The sequence below is a fragment of the Novosphingobium aeonii genome, assembly GCF_052279045.1.
Classification (GTDB): Bacteria; Pseudomonadota; Alphaproteobacteria; order Sphingomonadales; family Sphingomonadaceae; genus Novosphingobium.
Genome location: NZ_CP176832.1, coordinates 3225740 through 3241227 on the forward strand (window position 1 = coordinate 3225740; position 15488 = coordinate 3241227).

The 15488-nt window shown below is 65.7% G+C and carries 18 protein-coding genes; 6 read left to right on the forward strand and 12 right to left on the reverse strand.

Annotated elements, in window-relative coordinates; translation table 11 throughout:
- Positions 1-5 precede the first annotated feature (5 nt).
- The 8 genes from ACLIMP_RS15335 to ACLIMP_RS15370 form a co-directional block, all read right to left on the reverse strand.
- Positions 6-1781 carry a peptidoglycan D,D-transpeptidase FtsI family protein gene (locus tag ACLIMP_RS15335; RefSeq protein WP_185996795.1) on the reverse strand — a complete coding sequence of 592 codons (1776 nt, stop codon included), beginning with the start codon at positions 1779-1781 and terminating at the stop codon, positions 6-8.
- Positions 1778-2344 carry a hypothetical protein gene (locus ACLIMP_RS15340; protein ID WP_324696567.1) on the reverse strand — a complete coding sequence of 189 codons (567 nt, stop codon included), beginning with the start codon at positions 2342-2344 and terminating at the stop codon, positions 1778-1780. The genes ACLIMP_RS15335 and ACLIMP_RS15340 overlap by 4 nt, the downstream gene beginning before the upstream one ends.
- Positions 2341-3360 (reverse strand): 16S rRNA (cytosine(1402)-N(4))-methyltransferase RsmH, encoded by a 1020-nt coding sequence (gene rsmH / locus ACLIMP_RS15345; protein WP_132469263.1) that lies wholly within the window; start codon positions 3358-3360, stop codon positions 2341-2343. The genes ACLIMP_RS15340 and rsmH overlap by 4 nt, the downstream gene beginning before the upstream one ends.
- Positions 3357-3854: a division/cell wall cluster transcriptional repressor MraZ gene (locus ACLIMP_RS15350; protein ID WP_324696570.1), complete on the reverse strand. Its 498-nt coding sequence runs from the start codon at positions 3852-3854 to the stop codon at positions 3357-3359. The genes rsmH and ACLIMP_RS15350 overlap by 4 nt, the downstream gene beginning before the upstream one ends.
- A gap of 325 nt (positions 3855-4179) precedes the next feature.
- Positions 4180-4944, reverse strand: a complete 765-nt coding sequence (locus tag ACLIMP_RS15355) for a Gldg family protein (protein ID WP_443477941.1) — start codon at positions 4942-4944, stop codon at positions 4180-4182.
- A gap of 34 nt (positions 4945-4978) precedes the next feature.
- Positions 4979-5314: a hypothetical protein gene (locus ACLIMP_RS15360; RefSeq protein WP_324696574.1), complete on the reverse strand. Its 336-nt coding sequence runs from the start codon at positions 5312-5314 to the stop codon at positions 4979-4981.
- Between the two features lie 40 nt (positions 5315-5354).
- Complete coding sequence (locus ACLIMP_RS15365) at positions 5355-6365, reverse strand: cysteine synthase A (protein ID WP_443477942.1); 1011 nt, start codon at positions 6363-6365, stop codon at positions 5355-5357.
- A 189-nt stretch (positions 6366-6554) separates the two neighbouring features.
- On the reverse strand, positions 6555-6872 hold the full coding sequence (locus tag ACLIMP_RS15370; RefSeq protein WP_443477943.1) for a 2Fe-2S iron-sulfur cluster-binding protein: 318 nt from the start codon (positions 6870-6872) through the stop codon (positions 6555-6557).
- Between the two features lie 106 nt (positions 6873-6978).
- Between ACLIMP_RS15370 and ACLIMP_RS15375 the strand changes: the two genes are divergently transcribed.
- The gene (locus ACLIMP_RS15375; protein ID WP_324696577.1) at positions 6979-7596 is read left to right on the forward strand and encodes a DNA-3-methyladenine glycosylase family protein; all 618 of its coding nucleotides are present in this window, start codon (positions 6979-6981) and stop codon (positions 7594-7596) included.
- A 9-nt stretch (positions 7597-7605) separates the two neighbouring features.
- On the opposite strand, the gene ACLIMP_RS15380 is transcribed toward ACLIMP_RS15375, so the two are convergent.
- Entirely contained in the window at positions 7606-8712 is a 1107-nt protein-coding gene (locus ACLIMP_RS15380; protein WP_324696579.1) for an acyltransferase family protein, read from the reverse strand.
- A 22-nt stretch (positions 8713-8734) separates the two neighbouring features.
- A complete protein-coding gene (locus ACLIMP_RS15385) occupies positions 8735-9034 on the reverse strand; it encodes a 4a-hydroxytetrahydrobiopterin dehydratase (RefSeq protein WP_185996790.1) in 300 nt (99 codons plus the stop codon).
- Positions 9035-9123: 89 nt separating this feature from the next.
- Here ACLIMP_RS15385 and ccmA point away from each other — a divergent pair, with 89 nt between their 5' ends.
- The 5 genes from ccmA (at position 9124) to ACLIMP_RS15410 (ending at position 13211) form a co-directional block, all read left to right on the forward strand.
- A complete protein-coding gene (gene ccmA / locus ACLIMP_RS15390; protein WP_324696581.1) occupies positions 9124-9732 on the forward strand; it encodes a heme ABC exporter ATP-binding protein CcmA in 609 nt (202 codons plus the stop codon).
- Positions 9729-10388 (forward strand): heme exporter protein CcmB, encoded by a 660-nt coding sequence (locus ACLIMP_RS15395; RefSeq protein ID WP_054439205.1) that lies wholly within the window; start codon positions 9729-9731, stop codon positions 10386-10388. The genes ccmA and ACLIMP_RS15395 overlap by 4 nt, the downstream gene beginning before the upstream one ends.
- A 100-nt stretch (positions 10389-10488) precedes the next feature.
- Positions 10489-11655, forward strand: a complete 1167-nt coding sequence (locus ACLIMP_RS15400; protein WP_292636829.1) for a sulfotransferase family protein — start codon at positions 10489-10491, stop codon at positions 11653-11655.
- A gap of 50 nt (positions 11656-11705) precedes the next feature.
- A complete protein-coding gene (locus tag ACLIMP_RS15405; protein ID WP_324696585.1) occupies positions 11706-12329 on the forward strand; it encodes a carboxymuconolactone decarboxylase family protein in 624 nt (207 codons plus the stop codon).
- 435 nt (positions 12330-12764) lie between these two features.
- Positions 12765-13211, forward strand: coding sequence for a hypothetical protein (locus ACLIMP_RS15410; RefSeq protein ID WP_054439199.1), 447 nt, complete (start codon positions 12765-12767; stop codon positions 13209-13211).
- A gap of 72 nt (positions 13212-13283) precedes the next feature.
- On the opposite strand, the gene ACLIMP_RS15415 is transcribed toward ACLIMP_RS15410, so the two are convergent.
- Positions 13284-14579: an MFS transporter gene (locus ACLIMP_RS15415; RefSeq protein WP_054439196.1), complete on the reverse strand. Its 1296-nt coding sequence runs from the start codon at positions 14577-14579 to the stop codon at positions 13284-13286.
- 56 nt (positions 14580-14635) lie between these two features.
- Positions 14636-15454 (reverse strand): 2-keto-4-pentenoate hydratase, encoded by an 819-nt coding sequence (locus ACLIMP_RS15420; RefSeq protein ID WP_324696587.1) that lies wholly within the window; start codon positions 15452-15454, stop codon positions 14636-14638.
- Positions 15455-15488 lie beyond the last annotated feature (34 nt).

Consider the following 15488-nt stretch of genomic DNA (forward strand, 5'->3'; position numbering starts at 1 on the left):
CAGGCTCACTCTTCAGCGGTTCCGGCCGGGATCAGCGGCTTGAGGTCGGAAATGTCGATGTCGCGGGTTTCGTCGGGCATGATGCCCAGCAGCGGCCCGATGCGCGGGACCACGCGCTGGATCACCGGCGCCGAGTTCCACGCGGCAGTGCGCTGGAACGAGGTTGCCTCGGTACCCTGTGGCTCGTCCATCATGGCGATGACGACGTAGCGCGGGCGGTCCATCGGGAAGGCGGCGGCGAAGGTCGCCACCAGCGAGTGCTTGCGGTAACCGCCGACGCCCGGCTTTTCGGCCGATCCGGTCTTGCCCCCGACACGGAATCCCGGCGCGTCGGCCTTGCGGCCGGTGCCGTAGGACACGATCATGCGCAGGAGCTGGCGCATGCGCGCGCTGGTCGCGGCGGTGAACACGCGGCGACCGGCAGGAACCTGCGATGGCTCAAGCTTCTTGAGCGTCGCCGGACGCCAGATGCCGCCGTTGACGAGCGAGGCATAAGCCGAGGCGAGATGCAGCGGCGTCACGGCGATACCGTGGCCATAAGCAACCGTCATCGTACGCAGACGCGGCCATTCACCACGCGGCCACAGCGGGAAGCCGCGCGCAGGCAGCTCGACATAGGGACGCTGGTTCATCGCCAGCGATTCCATGGTCTTCTTGAGCCGCTCGCCGCCAAGCTCGTCCGCGATATGGGCCGTGACCGTGTTCGACGAGTGGATCAGCGTTTCCAGCACGTTCAGCGAACTGCCGTAGTTGTGCAGGTCATGGATCGTGAACTTGCCGACGTGAAGCGGCGTTGCCGGCCAGCGACGGCGCAAGTCGGTGATCGTGCCCGCGTCGAGCGCGGCAGCGACGGTGATCGGCTTGAAGGTCGAACCGAGTTCGTAGACCTGGTTGGTCACGCGGTTGAAACCACGCGGCACGTTGCCGTCCCGCGCCTGCTCCTCGGTGATGACGAGATCGCTGGGCTGGACGTGGTTCGGATCGAACGAGGGCAGCGACGCCAGCGCCAGGATCTCGCCGGTATCCACGTCGAGAATGACGCCGGCCGCACCCTTCGCCTTGCTCAGCGCCATGCCCTTGCCCAGTTCATCTTCCAGCGCGCTTTGCACGCGGAAGTCGATCGAGAGCACTGCAGGGTTGGCACGCCCTTCAGGGCTGGTGAGCTGCTTGTCGAAAGCCTGCTCCATGCCGACCTGGCCCTTGCCGAAAGTATCGACATAACCGAGCACCGAGGCCGCCATCGAACCCTGCGGGTAGAAGCGCGTGGCTTCCTGCGGGTATTCGAGCGCCGGCTCGCCCAGCGCGTGAACCTTGTTTGCGTCCTCGGGAAGGATCGACTTGCGCAGATAGCCAGGCTTGTCCGACGAAAGCTTGGCGATAAGCTCGGCCCGGTCGAGATCGGGGAAGATGCGGATCAGGCCGTCAGCGACCTGGGCCGGCGTGTGGACCAGCGCGGAACCGGCGCTCATCGCCTTGGGGTTGAACCACAGCGAATAAGTCCGGAACTCGCGGGCCAGCGGCACGCCATTGCGGTCGACGATCTCGCCCCGCTGCGGAACCAGCAGATCGGACAGGTCGCCACCGCGCACCGACGGGCCGGTTACGCCAAGGTAAAGGATACGGAAAAGCGCCAGCAACCCGACGAGCGTGAAAACCCCCAGAATCCAGAGCGTGCGCATCTTCGCGACCAGCAGCGATTGCTGCCGGACGTTGAACAGCTTGCGCCGGCCGGTCGAGACCGTGGTGGGGATCGCTCCGATCGGGAAGGCCGGGGCGTTCACTGCTGGGCAGCCTCCGCCACCTCGATCCGCGCCAGGCGGCTGCCGAGCGCGGCAGCATCACGCGCGAGCTGATCTCGTTCCGGGTCGCGGCTCTTGCCACCGGCGCCCTTGGCCTCGGCTGCCGGAAGCGCGGCGGCGGTCGCCCCCGTCACAGGCGAAACCATCGCGAGCAACCCGCCGTTCGAAGCATCGCCCTGGCCCTGCGCCGGATCGCCCGCCGTGTCGGCATTGGCGTAGCGGATCGGAGCCGGCGCACCGGGGCCGACCGGCATGCCGAGCGCGGCAAGCTGGCGCTCGCCTTCGATGTACTGGCCCGCCGTGGGCGCCTTGTAGCCGAACTCCAGGTCGTTGAGTTCCTTGAGCGCCTGCTGGTTCGAGCGGGTCTGGAACTCGGTCTCCAGGAAATTGATGTCCTGCTGAACCCACACGATCCGCTTCTCGGTATCGTGGACCTGGCTCTTCACCGCGTTCACGCGCAAGGTCAGGCCGATCGTCAGCGCGCCGCAGACCAGCAACACGGAAATCCATCCAATCGAATGGACGCGATCGCGAGTGAGGTTCATGAGGCACTCCTGTGGTCTTTACGGCCATCTGGCGTTCTTGGGGGAGCATCGGTGCGCAGCGCGGCGCGCAGGGTTGCGGATCGGGAACGGGGATTGGCGGCAAGTTCCGCCTCCCCCGGCCGCACGGCCTTCGCCACTTGCGCGAACGTCGCCTGCGGGCCGGAGCCGACTTGCGGCAGATGCCGCGAGGTGCTCTTGGCCTGACCGGCGGCATCTCTCAGGAAGCGCTTGACCTTGCGGTCCTCGAGACTGTGGAAGGTCACTATTGCCAGCCGCCCCCCGGCGCGCAGCAGCGTTTCAGCCCCTTCCATCCCGGCATCGAGTTCGTCGAGCTCTCCGTTCACGTGGATACGGATTGCCTGGAAGCTGCGCGTCGCCGGATCCTTCGGCGCGGAAGCTCCCTTGTAATTGGCATTATAGCCCACCGCCTTGCGGACCACGCGGGCGAGTTCGCCCGTGGTCTCGATCGGACGCGCGGCCACGATCGCGCGGGCTACGCGGCGCGACTGGCGCTCCTCGCCGTAAAGGTAGAGCACGTCGGCGATCTCGGCCTCGTCGGCCTCGTTCACGAAATCCGCTGCAGAGAGCCCGGCCTGGCTCATGCGCATGTCGAGCGGCCCATCGGCGCTGAAGGCAAAGCCGCGCTCGGCCTGATCCAGTTGCATCGAGGACACGCCGATATCCATGACCACGCCGTCCACTTGCGTGATCCCCGCCTCGATCAGGCTTTCCGCCATTTCGGAGAACCGGCGCGGATGCAGCACGAGCCGCGGCGGAACGGTGTCCAGCTCCGGCCATTTCGCACGGTTCTGCTCGATCGCGGCGATGGCGTCGGGATCGCGGTCGAAGGCATGCACGGTCGCGCCCGCATCGAGCAGCCGGCGTGTGTAGCCGCCCGCGCCCAGGGTACCGTCGACGATGACGTCGCCGCCCTGGGGGTTCAGGGCGGCGACGACCTCCTCCAGGAGCACAGGAACGTGGGGAACGCCCTCGGGTATGGTGCGAGAGGCGCTCATTTCTTCGAAGCTTTCTGAAGTTCCTTGGCCGCAAGGCTGCCGCAGGCGGTCTGTGCCGCCTTCCAGCCATCGTCCATATTGTTGAGGTTTTCCGGGCTCCACACCGTGAAGAAGCGGCCGTTGCCGCGGAAGTAGAGCTGGTCGGTTACATTGGCGAGCGCGGCAAGGTCCTCAGGCAGGACGAAGCGGCCACTGCCGTCGAACGGCACTTCATAAGAGGCGTAGATGTCGCTGGCGCGCTTTTCCGCGTCGAAATCCTTGCCGGCACGTAGAGCCACCTCCTGCTGCTCGCGGATTTCCTGTTCGAAATCCTGGATGCGCGAGAGCCCGAAGCCGACAAGGCAGGGCCAGCGATCGTGGGTGGTCAGGCAGAGCAGATCCTTGCCGCTCGATTCGCGCACGGTGCCGCGGAACGCATTGGGCAGCACGAAACGGTTCTTGTCGCGTAGCAGCGAAAAGCCCTGTCCGTTGTAGATGTATGGCTGCCCAGCCATGTGTCCCTGTCGCCCCTAAGGTTGCCTCTCGGGCATGACGGAGACCCTCCGACCGCGCGCTCACGCGATCGGGCCCGGACCCTGCAAGCAAGGCACGGCGAGACTCAGCCATTCCGATTGACCATGCTTTTATAACGGGAATTTTGGGGATTAAAGGGAAATGTGGGGATCAACGGGATTTAATCGGCGGATTTCTTCGGATTTTCAGCACAGTTCGTCTTCACGGAGATAAGTGTTAAACTATGGGAAACTACAAAAATCGCTGATTTTCAGGGACTTTCCCTTAGTTCAGCGATCAATCGGCCTCATCCCCGCTCCAACCCCGTCAATCCCCACTTTCGGCACCGAGGATCATCGCGGCGAGCACTCTCCGGCAAATGGCCTGCCTGCCGACGTCAGGTGATTCTTCGAACAAGGCGGCATCGGAAACCGCAAAAACCCGGCCATGCCCGATCTTGCACCGTGCAATCAGCCCTTCGGATTCGATCCGGCAGGCATCCCGCGCATCCCCGGGTTTCCCGTCCTTCCCGTGTTTTCCCGATTCCGGGAGCCGATCCCCGGAATTCCCCGAAGACCGAAAGCGGCCCGCCAGGTTCACGGGAAACTCGCCGACGAAGCTTGCCGCCATCCGCTCGCCCGCGGGTTGCCCCTCGTCGAACTCCATGCGAAGCCCCCAATGCGCGAGAATGGGCGATAGCATCGCCATGTCCTGCGGGCGGCGCGGATCGCCAAGGGCGTGGCGGGAGGGCATCGTCAGCATGGGGTCGGCAAACAGCAGTACCCTGCCCCCATCACGCACCCAGCGATCAAGCGCGACGTTCTCTTGCGGCGAGAATGGACGTGGCTGCGCCAGCACCAGCAACCCATCATGCGGCAGCGGAAGGACGCCGTTTGCATCGGCAAGCGTGTCCAGCGGCACCAGCTTGCCCGCGTCCGACAGCACCGGACCAGCCCAATGCTGCGGCCGGTCAGCGGCGAGCAGATCCCGGATGTCGTCGCTCTCGGCCCAGAGGATTGGCAGGCTGGTGTAGAGCCCCACCTCGCGATCGGCGCGAGGTGGGCGGGAATCGCCGCAGGAGGCGAGCGCCAAGGCGCCCGCCAGCAACGTCAGTACAGGGCGCAGATTATTGGCCGCCGGCCGGAGATGCGGGCGGCGCGCCCGGATCACTCACCTCGCCGGTGGGCGTCGGACTGGGGTCGGAGGCTGGCACCACGCCGATATCGGCAAGCGGGTCGCTCGCCTGCTTCTTGGGCTTGGCATCGGCTGCAACGACCTGCCGGATGGGATCTTCGGTGTCGATCAGGCGGGTGCGGTCGTTGATGATATTGGCGAGGCCGACGATGAGCAGCATGGCGCAGAGGCCGAACAGCCCCACTTGTAACCGATGTACCGCCTGCGAACGCAGTTCGCGCGCCGAGGGCGGCACGAAGTGCTGGGGCGTCGTGATCGGCTCGATCATCGTAGGCGGAATGTGTCCTGCCATCGACAGATCGTTTACCTCAGGATTCCAGCCATGGGAAGACAGGCAGATTTTTCGCCTTCAACCATTCCGGATTGTACAGCGAGGAAAGGTAGCGGAAGCCGGTGTCGCATAGAATTGTGGCGACCCGGGCATCGGCCTTGCCTTCGGCCACCAGCTTGCGGCCGAGCGCCACGGCGCCCGCCACGTTGATGCCCGAGGACAGGCCCAGGCAAAGGCCTTCCTCCGACAGCAGGCGACGGACCCATTCCAGCCCTTCCTCATCCGAGATGCGGAACTGGGCATCGATCGGCGCGCCTTCGAGGTTGGCGGTAATGCGCCCCTGTCCGATACCTTCGGCAACGGAGGAACCCTCCGCCTTGAGTTCGCCGTTCGCGTAATAGTTGTAGAGCGCGGCGCCGTGCGGATCGGTGAGCGCGATGGTGATCGCACCGTCGAACGCCTTGAGGCCCAGCCCCGTCCCGGCAATCGTGCCGCCCGTCCCTGCCGCGCATGTGAAGCCATCGATGCGGCCGTCCATCTGTTCCCAGATTTCGGGTGCCGTGCTTTCGATATGAGCCTTGCGGTTGGCGATATTGTCGAACTGGTTGGCCCAGATCGCGCCCGGAGTCTCTTCTGCCAGGCGGCGCGAGGTGTGGACGAAATGCCCGGGGTTCGAGAAAGGCGCAGCAGGAACGAGGACGAGTTCGGCGCCAAGCGCACGCAGAGTGTCCATCTTCTCGCGCGACTGGGTCTCGGGCATGACGATGATCGTCTTGTAGCCCAGCGCATTGGCGACGAGCGCGATGCCGATGCCGGTATTGCCAGCCGTCCCCTCGACGATGGTGCCGCCGGGCTGGAGCAGCCCCTTCGCCTCAGCGTCGCGCACGATCCAGAGGGCCGCGCGGTCCTTCACCGATGCGCCGGGATTTGCGAATTCGCACTTGCCCCAGATCTCGCAACCAGCCGCTTCGCTGGGGCCCTTGAGCAGGACGAGCGGGGTGTTGCCGATGAGGTCGAGAGTGGAGCGCTGGGAGATGGGTGCAGTCATGGCGGCACAGGTAGGAAGTCAGGCGGAAAGGCGCAAATGATTTGCAGAGTTTTTTGAAGGCACCATCCGACTTGTGCGAATGGATCCTGGCTCCGGCCTGCGGCGGAATGCAGACGCCCCCACCTCGGCCTCTCGTCGCTCAGGACGGCCGGACGGTCTTTTCACCTGACCGTCAGGCCGTCCGAAAGATCAATCTTCCTGCGCGATCGTGATCTTGCAGCCTTCGAGCGCCGCGGTGACCGGAACCTGGCAGGAAAGGCGCGAGAATTCGTTGCGATGGTCGGAACTGTCGAGCAGGTCGTTCTCGTCCTCGCTCATCGCGGGCAGCTTGTCCGCGAAGGCCGGGTCGATGTGGACATGGCAGGTTGCGCAGGAGCAGCAGCCACCGCAGAGAGCCAGCAACTCGTCGAAGCCGCTGTCGCGGATCGTTTCCATCAGGGTGCGGCCTTCGAGGGCCTCGACGGTGGATTCTTCGCCCGATTGATTGATGACGATGATCTGCGGCATTCTCGTCGATCCTCTTTCTGATACTGCATGTATCATAACATGCTTGTTTCGGCCTTTGCGGCCGGCTGCTAATGACTGCAACCCCCTTTTGCAAGGTAATCGAATAATGGGCTTGAGCGCAGGCGCACTGAAACTGGGACTGGATGCGATTGCTGCCAAGGAACCTGCCATCGCTCGTGCGCTGGATGTCGCCGGCTACCCCGAACCCCGCATCCGCGCGACCGGATATGCCACCCTGCTGCGGACCATCGTCGGCCAGCAAGTGTCGGTTGCGGCGGCGGCATCGGTATGGAACCGGCTGGAAGCGCTGCTGGGCGAAGGCATTGCGCCCGAAGTCCTGCTCGCCGCCGAATTCGACGCCTTGCGGGCCTGCGGGCTCTCACGCCAGAAGCAGGGATATGCACGCAGCCTTTGCGAACTCGTTGTGGCGGGCACGCTCGATTTCGAAAATCTGCCGGAAGACGACGACGAGGCCATAGACCAACTGGTGCGGATCAAGGGGATCGGACGATGGTCCGCCGAAATCTACCTGCTGTTCGCGGAAGGGCGGCCGGACATCTGGCCTGCCGGTGATCTCGCGGTTCAGGCGGGGCTGCACAAAATCCTCACCCTGGAGGCCAGGCCCAGCGAAAAGCAGACGCGCCAGATCGCCGAAAGCTGGCGGCCGCACCGAGGTGCGGCGGCGATCTTCACCTGGCACTGCTACAACAACCCGGCTCTCTAGGCACGCCGCCTAGGCCGGGATGGTAACAACCGGCGCAGAGGCACGGGGAAAGCGCTCCTCCATCCAGCGCCGCAACTTTGGCGACTGGCGCTCGGTAAGGATCGAGATGGCCGCACAAGTGAGCACGATCAGCCCGACAAGTGCGGCGAACACCGGAAAACTGCGCCCGGCCTCGATGCCCCATGACCGCAAAAGCTGAATCAGCGGCCAGTGGAACAGGTAGAGGGTGAATGAAAAACCGGCGAGCGTCTTCGCGGCCGTTTCCAGCCGCATGACCGGTTTCGCCAGCCGGTTCGCGAGCGGGCGCACACCGGCAAGCGCGGTGGTCATGACCACGCCCATGAACAGGTCCGACAGCGCCCACTGCGACCATTCGGCGTCCCCCGGCCACCACGCCTTCAGCAGCGGATTGAGCGTCTCCCGGTCTATCTCGAACAAGGCCAGCGCCATCCAGACCGCCGCGACCAGAAGAAACGGAGCCGCCGCCAGCGGGAGACGCCGCGCGGCAGGCGTGTGTGTGAGCGCGACACCGAAGAGCCAGACCGGCATCAGGAGCAGGATCGCCCCGCCAGCCGCCGCACAGCCGACGATCACGGCAATCACGCGCAACCAGCCGCGCAGGAACGCCGCCAACGCGAAGATCGCATAATACCAGACCTCGTAGCAGAGCGACCAGTAAGGCGGATTCCAGACCGGCCCCGCCACGCCGGGCCAGGCGCTGATGAAGGTCAGCGGCGCCAGCAACTGCCTGGTCACTGCCAGCGCGTCTTCCGGGCTGTTGTCCATCCGTACCGGGCTCGGCCCGGCCAGCAGATATGCCGCAAGCGTGCTGAAGATCAGCGACGGGATCGCAACCGGCAGGATGCGCGAGATTCGCGCCACCGCGTAGCGCGGCAGGTTCGAGCGACCGCCGAGCACGGAAGTACTGATGACGAGGCCGGACAACACGAAGAACACGATCACGCAGTAATGCTGCATCCGCACGCCGAACGGGAACCAGCCGTGATAGAGCCCCAGTTGCACCGCATGTCCCACCGCGACCAGCAGTGCCGCGCCGAAACGCACGAAATCCAGCACGACCGAAAGCGGCCGTGTCAGGAAGCGTTCGTCGGACACCGGCGACATCCGCCCCGACCGTTCAGGCGTCGGGGGCGGCAGCGTCGATAAAGCGCGCCAGTTCCACGTCGCGGCGGCTCAGGCCCGCGGCATCGTGCGTGGTCAGCGTGATCTCGACGCGGTTGTAGACATTGAACCACTCGGGGTGGTGATCGGCCTTGTCCGCCTGGATCGCCACGCGGGTCATGAAGCCGAAAGCCTCGTTGAAGTCGGCGAATTTCAGCTTGCGCACGATGGCAAGACCGTCCTCGCGCAAGTGCCAGGCGGGCAATCCGGCCAGCGCTTCGCGCAGTTCGGTATCGGTGAGGCGGGCAATCGACATGATGAAAGGCTCCATCGGCGGCAACTCGGCCCTGAAAAGAGCCTTGACCAACTTGGCACTGGAGGGCCTTTCCACTATCGCGTCAGCCCATGCAAGGGGCCTCCATCGCGATCGACGATCTCGCCTGCCGTCGCGGCGACAGGCTGCTGTTTCGCGGCGTCTCCTTGCGGCTTGAGGACGGCGAGGCGCTTCAGGTGACCGGCAGCAACGGCATCGGCAAATCAAGCCTCCTGCGCATCGTTGCGGGTCTGGCGCCGGCTTATGCCGGACGAGTGGCAACCAGCGGCGCGATCGGCCTGGTGGACGAACGCCCGGCGCTGGATCCCGGCCAGACCCTTGGCGCGGCGCTCGCATTCTGGCGGCGGATCGACGCCAGCCCCGATGATGGCAACCGGCCGGGCGGGGCGCATGCCGATCATCTCACCCGCCTCGGCCTCGCGGGGCTTCTCGACGTTCCGGTGCGCTATCTCTCCACCGGGCAGAAGAAGCGCGCCGCCCTGGTCCGGCTGCTCGGACAGAAGGCTGCGATCTGGCTGCTCGACGAGCCGCTCAACGGGCTGGACACCCATGCCGCGGCGCTCACCGAAACGCTCGCCGCCGAGCATTGCGCGGCCGGCGGGATCGCGGTGATCGCCTCGCACCAGCCTTTCGCGCTGCCGGGAATGCGCGGTCTGGCGCTGGCGGAGTACGCTGCATGACCGGGCGTTTCTGGTCCCTGCTGCGGCGCGACCTTGCCCGTCTGCTGCTGGGCGGACGCGGCGGCGGGGCGCTGCTGCCGGTGCTGTTCTTTCTCTCGGTCGCCATGCTCTATCCCTTCGCCGTCGGCCCCGACGCGCCGCTGCTGGCGCGGACCGGGGGCGGGGTGATCTGGGTGGCGGCGCTGCTCGCCGCGATCCTGCCGCTTGACCGGCTGGTAGAGCCGGACATCGAGATGGGCCTATTCGACCAATGGGCCCTGCGCGGGATTTCGGAGGAACTGGTGATCGCGGTGCGGGTGCTCGCTCACTGGCTGAGCTTCGGCCCCCCGCTCATGCTCGCCGCCCTGCCTGCCGGGGCTTTGCTGGGGCTGGAGCGGCATACCCTGCTGCTCGTCGAGATCGGCCTGCTGGCCGGAACCCCCGGCCTTGCGGCGCTGGGCGTCACCGTCGCAGCCCTGACGGCAGGGCTGCGCGGCGGTGCAGCGCTGGGCGGGTTGCTGGTCATCCCGATGGCCGTTCCGGTGCTGATCTTCGGCGCAGGAAGCCTCGGGACGGGCGGAGAAAGCGGCCTCGCGCTCACGGCGGCGGCCAGCCTCGTCCTGCTCGCCATCGCCCCCTTCGCAGGCGGCGCGGCCGTGCGGGCGGCGCGGGGCTGAACCGGCCGGTTTCATCGCCACGGCGGTTGGCGCCGCGCTCTCACCCCCCGCATAGTGCCGCCCCGATCCGGCAAGAACCGGGCGCTGGGGAGAAAAGCCGATGGAACGCATGGTTCAGGGGGGGATCCAGGGATACAGGGACCTGATCGACCGGGCCCGAACGGAAACCGGCCTTGACGATTTCGGTGACGACGGATTTCGCGAAGGCCTTGAAATTCTTGTCGATTCCTTAAACCGCGAAGCGCAGCTGAATGCCTTGGGCGCCAGCGCTCTTGCCGAGCGGATCGTCCTTCACCTCAAGCAGCGGCTGGAAATCGAGGACTGGTATCGCCGCCATCCCGAGATCGAGGACGAGGAAATCCGCGCACCGCTGTTCGGGGTGAGCCTGCCGCGCACCGGCTCCTCGGCGCTGTCCTACCTGCTCTCCAGCGACCCGGCGATCCGCTACCTGCGCGTCTGGGAAAGCAGCCGCCCCTGCCCGCCGCCCGGCACCGTCGAAGGCCCCGATCCGCGCCGCGGCGTCTCCGCCAGCACCGCCGACGAAAACCTCAAGGGCGGCACCCGTACCCCCAGCGGGATCGATGGCGCCATGGAGTGCCAGGACCTCATGGCGCTCGATTTCAAGAGCCAGATCTTCCAGGCATTTGCCCGGATTCCCCGCTATTCCGACTGGCTGATGCAGGCCGACCTGAACGGCACCTACGCCTACCACAAACGCACCTTGAAACTGCTCCAGTGGCGCCAGCCCACCCGTCCCTGGCGGCTCAAGGCCCCTACGCACATGCTCTATCTGGATGCGCTGGTTTCGGCCTATCCGGATGCCCGCTTCGTCATGACGCATCGCGATCCGAGCGAGGTGATCCTCTCGGTGGCCACCGTCTATGCCGACATCATCGGCAAGTTCAGCGACACGCTCGACCATGGCTATCTCGGCGAGCTCAACCTGCGGTGCTGGTCAGAGGCGATGCGGCGCGCGATCGCCTTTCGCGATGCCGGAGGGGACCATCGGTTCCACGATATCCATTTCCGCGCGATGCTCCGCGATCCGATCGGCGAGGTCCGCGGCCTTTACGACTGGCTGGGCGAGCCGGTCTCCCCCGAGTTCGCGCGGGCGATGGCCGTGTGGTGGACCTCGAACGAGAGCGGCGAGCGCATGGCCAAGCCCGATCCGGCGCTTTTCGGGCTCGAACCCGCCGCGATACGCGGACATTTCGGCGAATATCTCGCGCGGATGGAGCGCTGGGCCCCGTTCGACGAGGCGGCATGACGCATCTCAAACCACGGGCCCGACCAGGGGCCAAACCACAGGTGACAACAATGAGCGAAGTAATCAGCGGCCCGGTGCAGTTCGACGCCGCCGCGCGTGAAGCGCAGACGATCCTCGGCGGGCCGCGCTACACGCCGCTGCGGCTCGATGAGGTGAGCCCCGAGGGGCAGGAGCAGGTCGACGCGATTCGCGCCGCCTTCCACATTCCCGAAAGCCGCCCCTTCCCCGATGTCAGCCTCATCACCCTGCGCCATCCCGGCATGTTCAAGGGGCAGATGGTCCTTGGCATCGAACTGGCAGCAAAGGGCACGATCCCCGGCCGCGAACGCGAACTGATGATCCTGCGCCTTGCCCTGCTGGCCCGCGCGCCGTTCGAATGGTGCGAACATGTGGATATCGGCAAGGCGTTCGGCATCGATGGCGAGGATATCGACCGGGTGATCGCCGGTTCCGCCGCTCCGGGGTGGAGCGAACACGAATCGGCCATGCTGCGCGCGGTGGAGGAACTCGTGGCTGACCACTGCGTCAGCGATTCGACCTGGGACGTGCTGGCCAAGACCTGGGACGAGATGCAGATGCTGGAGCTTCCGATGCTGATCGGTGCCTATCTGATGACGGCGATGCAGCAGAATTCCCTGAAAATTCAGCCCAAGGGCGGTTTCGACTACCGCTAGAGGCGCGATTCGCAGGCGCCCTTGCCGAAGGCGGGCGCCTGCGGGTTCCCGATTCGGCGATTCGAATCGCTCCCGAATCACCCCGATTCGCAGGCCGTCGTCCGACCCGGACGGCGGCCTTTTCATGCGTGGAATATCACCCGTTTTTCTGCACGGCTCGTCGGCGGCGGCCGCGTGGACAGTCCTGTGGAAAATGCCGGTATATCCCCGGCAGAACCGAGGGAAAACCTATGGATTTCAGGGTAAAAAATGGGCCGGGGCGGTTTCTCGCGCATGGCGTGAAATCGCCCCGGCCCAGTCGACAGGAAGGGCAGGCAGGCGCCCCATGACAAGCGCCGGCCCTAGGTCCTTGGTGCAGGCTTGACGGGCAAGACAAGCTGCGTACACATAGCTAATGATAATCATTCGCAAATACAAGCCCATGGAGAACCAGGCATGTATCAGTACGTCGATCGCCCCCTGAATTCGCTCGACGAGGGCTGCCGCTTCCTCGTCTGGTCCATGCGCGCCTGGGTCACTACGCTGGGCCGCCGCCAGTGCCCGGCACAGGCTCTGGCCCCCGCTTTCGCCAAGTGGCGGATGATCGGCGGCCTCCAGCCCTTCCACCGCGCGATGCTGCTGTTCAACCGCGACGCGCTGGAAACCTTCGCGTTCTGCCCGATGGCCTGCAGCCACGTTTCCGAGCACGAGGCTGTGATCCTCGAACTCATCACCTCGCTGCGTGACCGGGGCGCCCAGCAAACCCGTGACACGCTGGAACTGGTGATTTCCGAGGACAGCGTGGGCGACATGCTGGAAACGCTCTCCAAGCTCGGCGCGGCGATGGCCATTGCCGGGATTTTCCCCGGCGAGACGATCGAGGCGAAGAACGTCCGCGACTGAAGATGCAAAACGGGGGGCACAAGGCCCCCCGCTTCCTTCTCGCGATGACCGGCCTGTCAGGGCCTGCCCCCGTCAGACCTGGGCAGGCGCCAGTCTCGGGCTGAGCAGGTGGACCACCAGCAGCGCCACCAGATAGGCGCTGGCGCAGATCGCGAAGAGCACTTCGTAGCTGTGCGTGGCGTCGAGGATGTAGCCTGCGAAAAGCGCCATCCCCATGCCGCCGAAAGCGCCCACGGTGCCGCCGATGCCGACCACCGAGCCCACCGCACCGCGCGGGAACACGTCGGAAGGCAGCGTGTAGAGGTTGGCCGAGAACGCCTGGTGCGCCGCCGTGGCCAGCCCGATCACCAGCACCGCGGACCACACGCTGTCGATGCTCTGCGCGAACCAGATCGGCAGGACACAGACCGCGCAGATCAGCATCGTGATCTTGCGGGCGAAGTTGGGCGTGCGGCCCGCCTTGATGAGCTTCGAGGACAGCCAGCCGCCGCCGACGCTGCCGAGATCGGAAATCAGGTAGATCCCCGCCAGCGGCAGGCCGAAGGTCTTGAGATCGAGGTCATAGCGCTCGAACAGGTAGCCGGGCAGCCAGAACAGGAAGAACCACCAGATCGGGTCGATCAGGAACTTGCCGAGCGCATAGGCCCAGGTCTCCTTCACGGTGAGCAGGCGCGCCCAGCCGATCTTCTCGACCGGATCGGCGGGGTCCTGCTGGATCCAGGCGAGTTCGGCCGGGGTGACGCGGCCATGCTCGCCGGGATGGCGATAGATCGCCCACCATGCGCCCAGCCACAGCACGCCGAAGATGCCGGTGACGAAGAACGCCATGCGCCAGTCGAACCAGAGCACCAGCAGCGGCACGATCAGCGGCGTGAGAATGGCGCCGACATTGGCCCCGGCATTGAACAGGCCGATGGCGAAGGCGCGTTCCTTCTGCGGGAACCAGTCCGTCACGGCGCGGATACCGGCCGGGAAGTTGCCCGATTCGCCGATCCCCAGGCCGAAGCGGGCGGCGGCGAACGAGGTCAGCCCCGAAGCGAAGCCGTGCGCCATGTGGCTCACCGTCCAGATGACGATGGCGATGGTGTAGCCCAGCCGCGCGCCCAGTGCATCGACCACCTTGCCGAACGAGAGGTAGCCGATGGCGTAGGCAAGCTGGAACCAGAAGACGATTTCCGCGAAGTCGCTTTCGCTCCAGTGGAATTCGCCCGCCAGCGTCGGCTTGAGCACGCCGATCATCTGGCGGTCGATATAGTTGATCGCCGTGGCCGCGAAGAGCAGCGCGACGATCGTCCAGCGATAGCGGCCGGCGGTGGGGTGAAGGCCGGTCCGGTCTACCTTGGCCGTTCCAGCGATACCTGCATCCATTGATCCTGCTCCCTTTTCGGCGGCGTTCTTGTGGGCCTGCCGATCGATCTGTCCTGTCAGGCGGGCACCGCCGCCGCGATCCGGCAGCTCACGCTGCCATGGCCTTCGAAGTGCGCGGTCACGCCCTGCCCCGGCACGACCGGGTGGACCCCGGTAACCGCGCCCGTCGAAACCCAGGTGCCGCCGCTGCAATCGATGCCGCGGGCCGAAAGGTTCGCCAGCAGGAAGCGCACCGCGCCGAGGGGGCCGTCGAGCATCGTTGCCGTGGTTGCCTCGGCGATGGTTTCGCCGTCGATCTCGAAGCGGACGCCGATGGTCTCGAAGGCGGCGGTTTCCCAGCCTTCGAGGGCCGGGCCAACGACCATGCCGGCATTGTTGCCGAAATCGGAGATCGTCACCGGCGGGCCGTCGGCATTGATGCCGGGATAGGGCGAGCTGGCCACTTCGATGCCGATATGGACGGCATCGAGAACCTTGCGCGTCTCCGCGTCGTCCGCCGGCACCGTGCCGTTCCAGCCGGGCGCGACATGCAGGAGGAATTCGGCCTCGGCAGCGGCAAAGCCCTGCGCGAAGACGGGCATCTCGGGCGCTTCACCCGAACTTGCCGTGACCACGCTATCCGCGAAGATCGGCCCGGACAGCCGGTTCGCGCCGAGGCGCGCGTCTTCGGGGGCGTTGATCCTGCCGACCTTCCAGCCGGCCACCGTGCGGCCGTCAAGGCCGATGGCGCGGTCCTGGATGGCATAGGCGCCCGACAGGTCGGTAGGCGCCTCTCCGGGGTAGATCGTCAATGCGCGTTTCTCGCGTCGTGCCGCCACGAATGCACTCGCAACCGCGTGTGCCTGTTCGTGGGGAGCCTGCTCGGTCGAACTCATCCCAAACCCTTCGTTGTTCTGATTTCGTCGTTAA

What these genes read in the sequence shown, in the direction of transcription:
- ACLIMP_RS15395 (WP_054439205.1), top strand. Translation starts at nt 9,729, where the DNA reads ATGACCGGGCGTTTCTGGTCCCTGCTGCGGCGCGACCTTGCCCGTCTG.
- ACLIMP_RS15385 (WP_185996790.1), bottom strand. Translation starts at nt 9,034, where the DNA reads ATGTCGATTGCCCGCCTCACCGATACCGAACTGCGCGAAGCGCTGGCC.
- ACLIMP_RS15375 (WP_324696577.1), top strand. Translation starts at nt 6,979, where the DNA reads ATGGGCTTGAGCGCAGGCGCACTGAAACTGGGACTGGATGCGATTGCT.
- ACLIMP_RS15415 (WP_054439196.1), bottom strand. Translation starts at nt 14,579, where the DNA reads ATGGATGCAGGTATCGCTGGAACGGCCAAGGTAGACCGGACCGGCCTT.
- rsmH (WP_132469263.1), bottom strand. Translation starts at nt 3,360, where the DNA reads ATGAGCGCCTCTCGCACCATACCCGAGGGCGTTCCCCACGTTCCTGTG.
- ACLIMP_RS15400 (WP_292636829.1), top strand. Translation starts at nt 10,489, where the DNA reads ATGGAACGCATGGTTCAGGGGGGGATCCAGGGATACAGGGACCTGATC.
- ACLIMP_RS15370 (WP_443477943.1), bottom strand. Translation starts at nt 6,872, where the DNA reads ATGCCGCAGATCATCGTCATCAATCAATCGGGCGAAGAATCCACCGTC.
- ACLIMP_RS15405 (WP_324696585.1), top strand. Translation starts at nt 11,706, where the DNA reads ATGAGCGAAGTAATCAGCGGCCCGGTGCAGTTCGACGCCGCCGCGCGT.
- ccmA (WP_324696581.1), top strand. Translation starts at nt 9,124, where the DNA reads ATGCAAGGGGCCTCCATCGCGATCGACGATCTCGCCTGCCGTCGCGGC.
- ACLIMP_RS15340 (WP_324696567.1), bottom strand. Translation starts at nt 2,344, where the DNA reads ATGAACCTCACTCGCGATCGCGTCCATTCGATTGGATGGATTTCCGTG.
- ACLIMP_RS15410 (WP_054439199.1), top strand. Translation starts at nt 12,765, where the DNA reads ATGTATCAGTACGTCGATCGCCCCCTGAATTCGCTCGACGAGGGCTGC.
- ACLIMP_RS15360 (WP_324696574.1), bottom strand. Translation starts at nt 5,314, where the DNA reads ATGATCGAGCCGATCACGACGCCCCAGCACTTCGTGCCGCCCTCGGCG.
- ACLIMP_RS15350 (WP_324696570.1), bottom strand. Translation starts at nt 3,854, where the DNA reads ATGGCTGGGCAGCCATACATCTACAACGGACAGGGCTTTTCGCTGCTA.
- ACLIMP_RS15365 (WP_443477942.1), bottom strand. Translation starts at nt 6,365, where the DNA reads ATGACTGCACCCATCTCCCAGCGCTCCACTCTCGACCTCATCGGCAAC.
- ACLIMP_RS15420 (WP_324696587.1), bottom strand. Translation starts at nt 15,454, where the DNA reads ATGAGTTCGACCGAGCAGGCTCCCCACGAACAGGCACACGCGGTTGCG.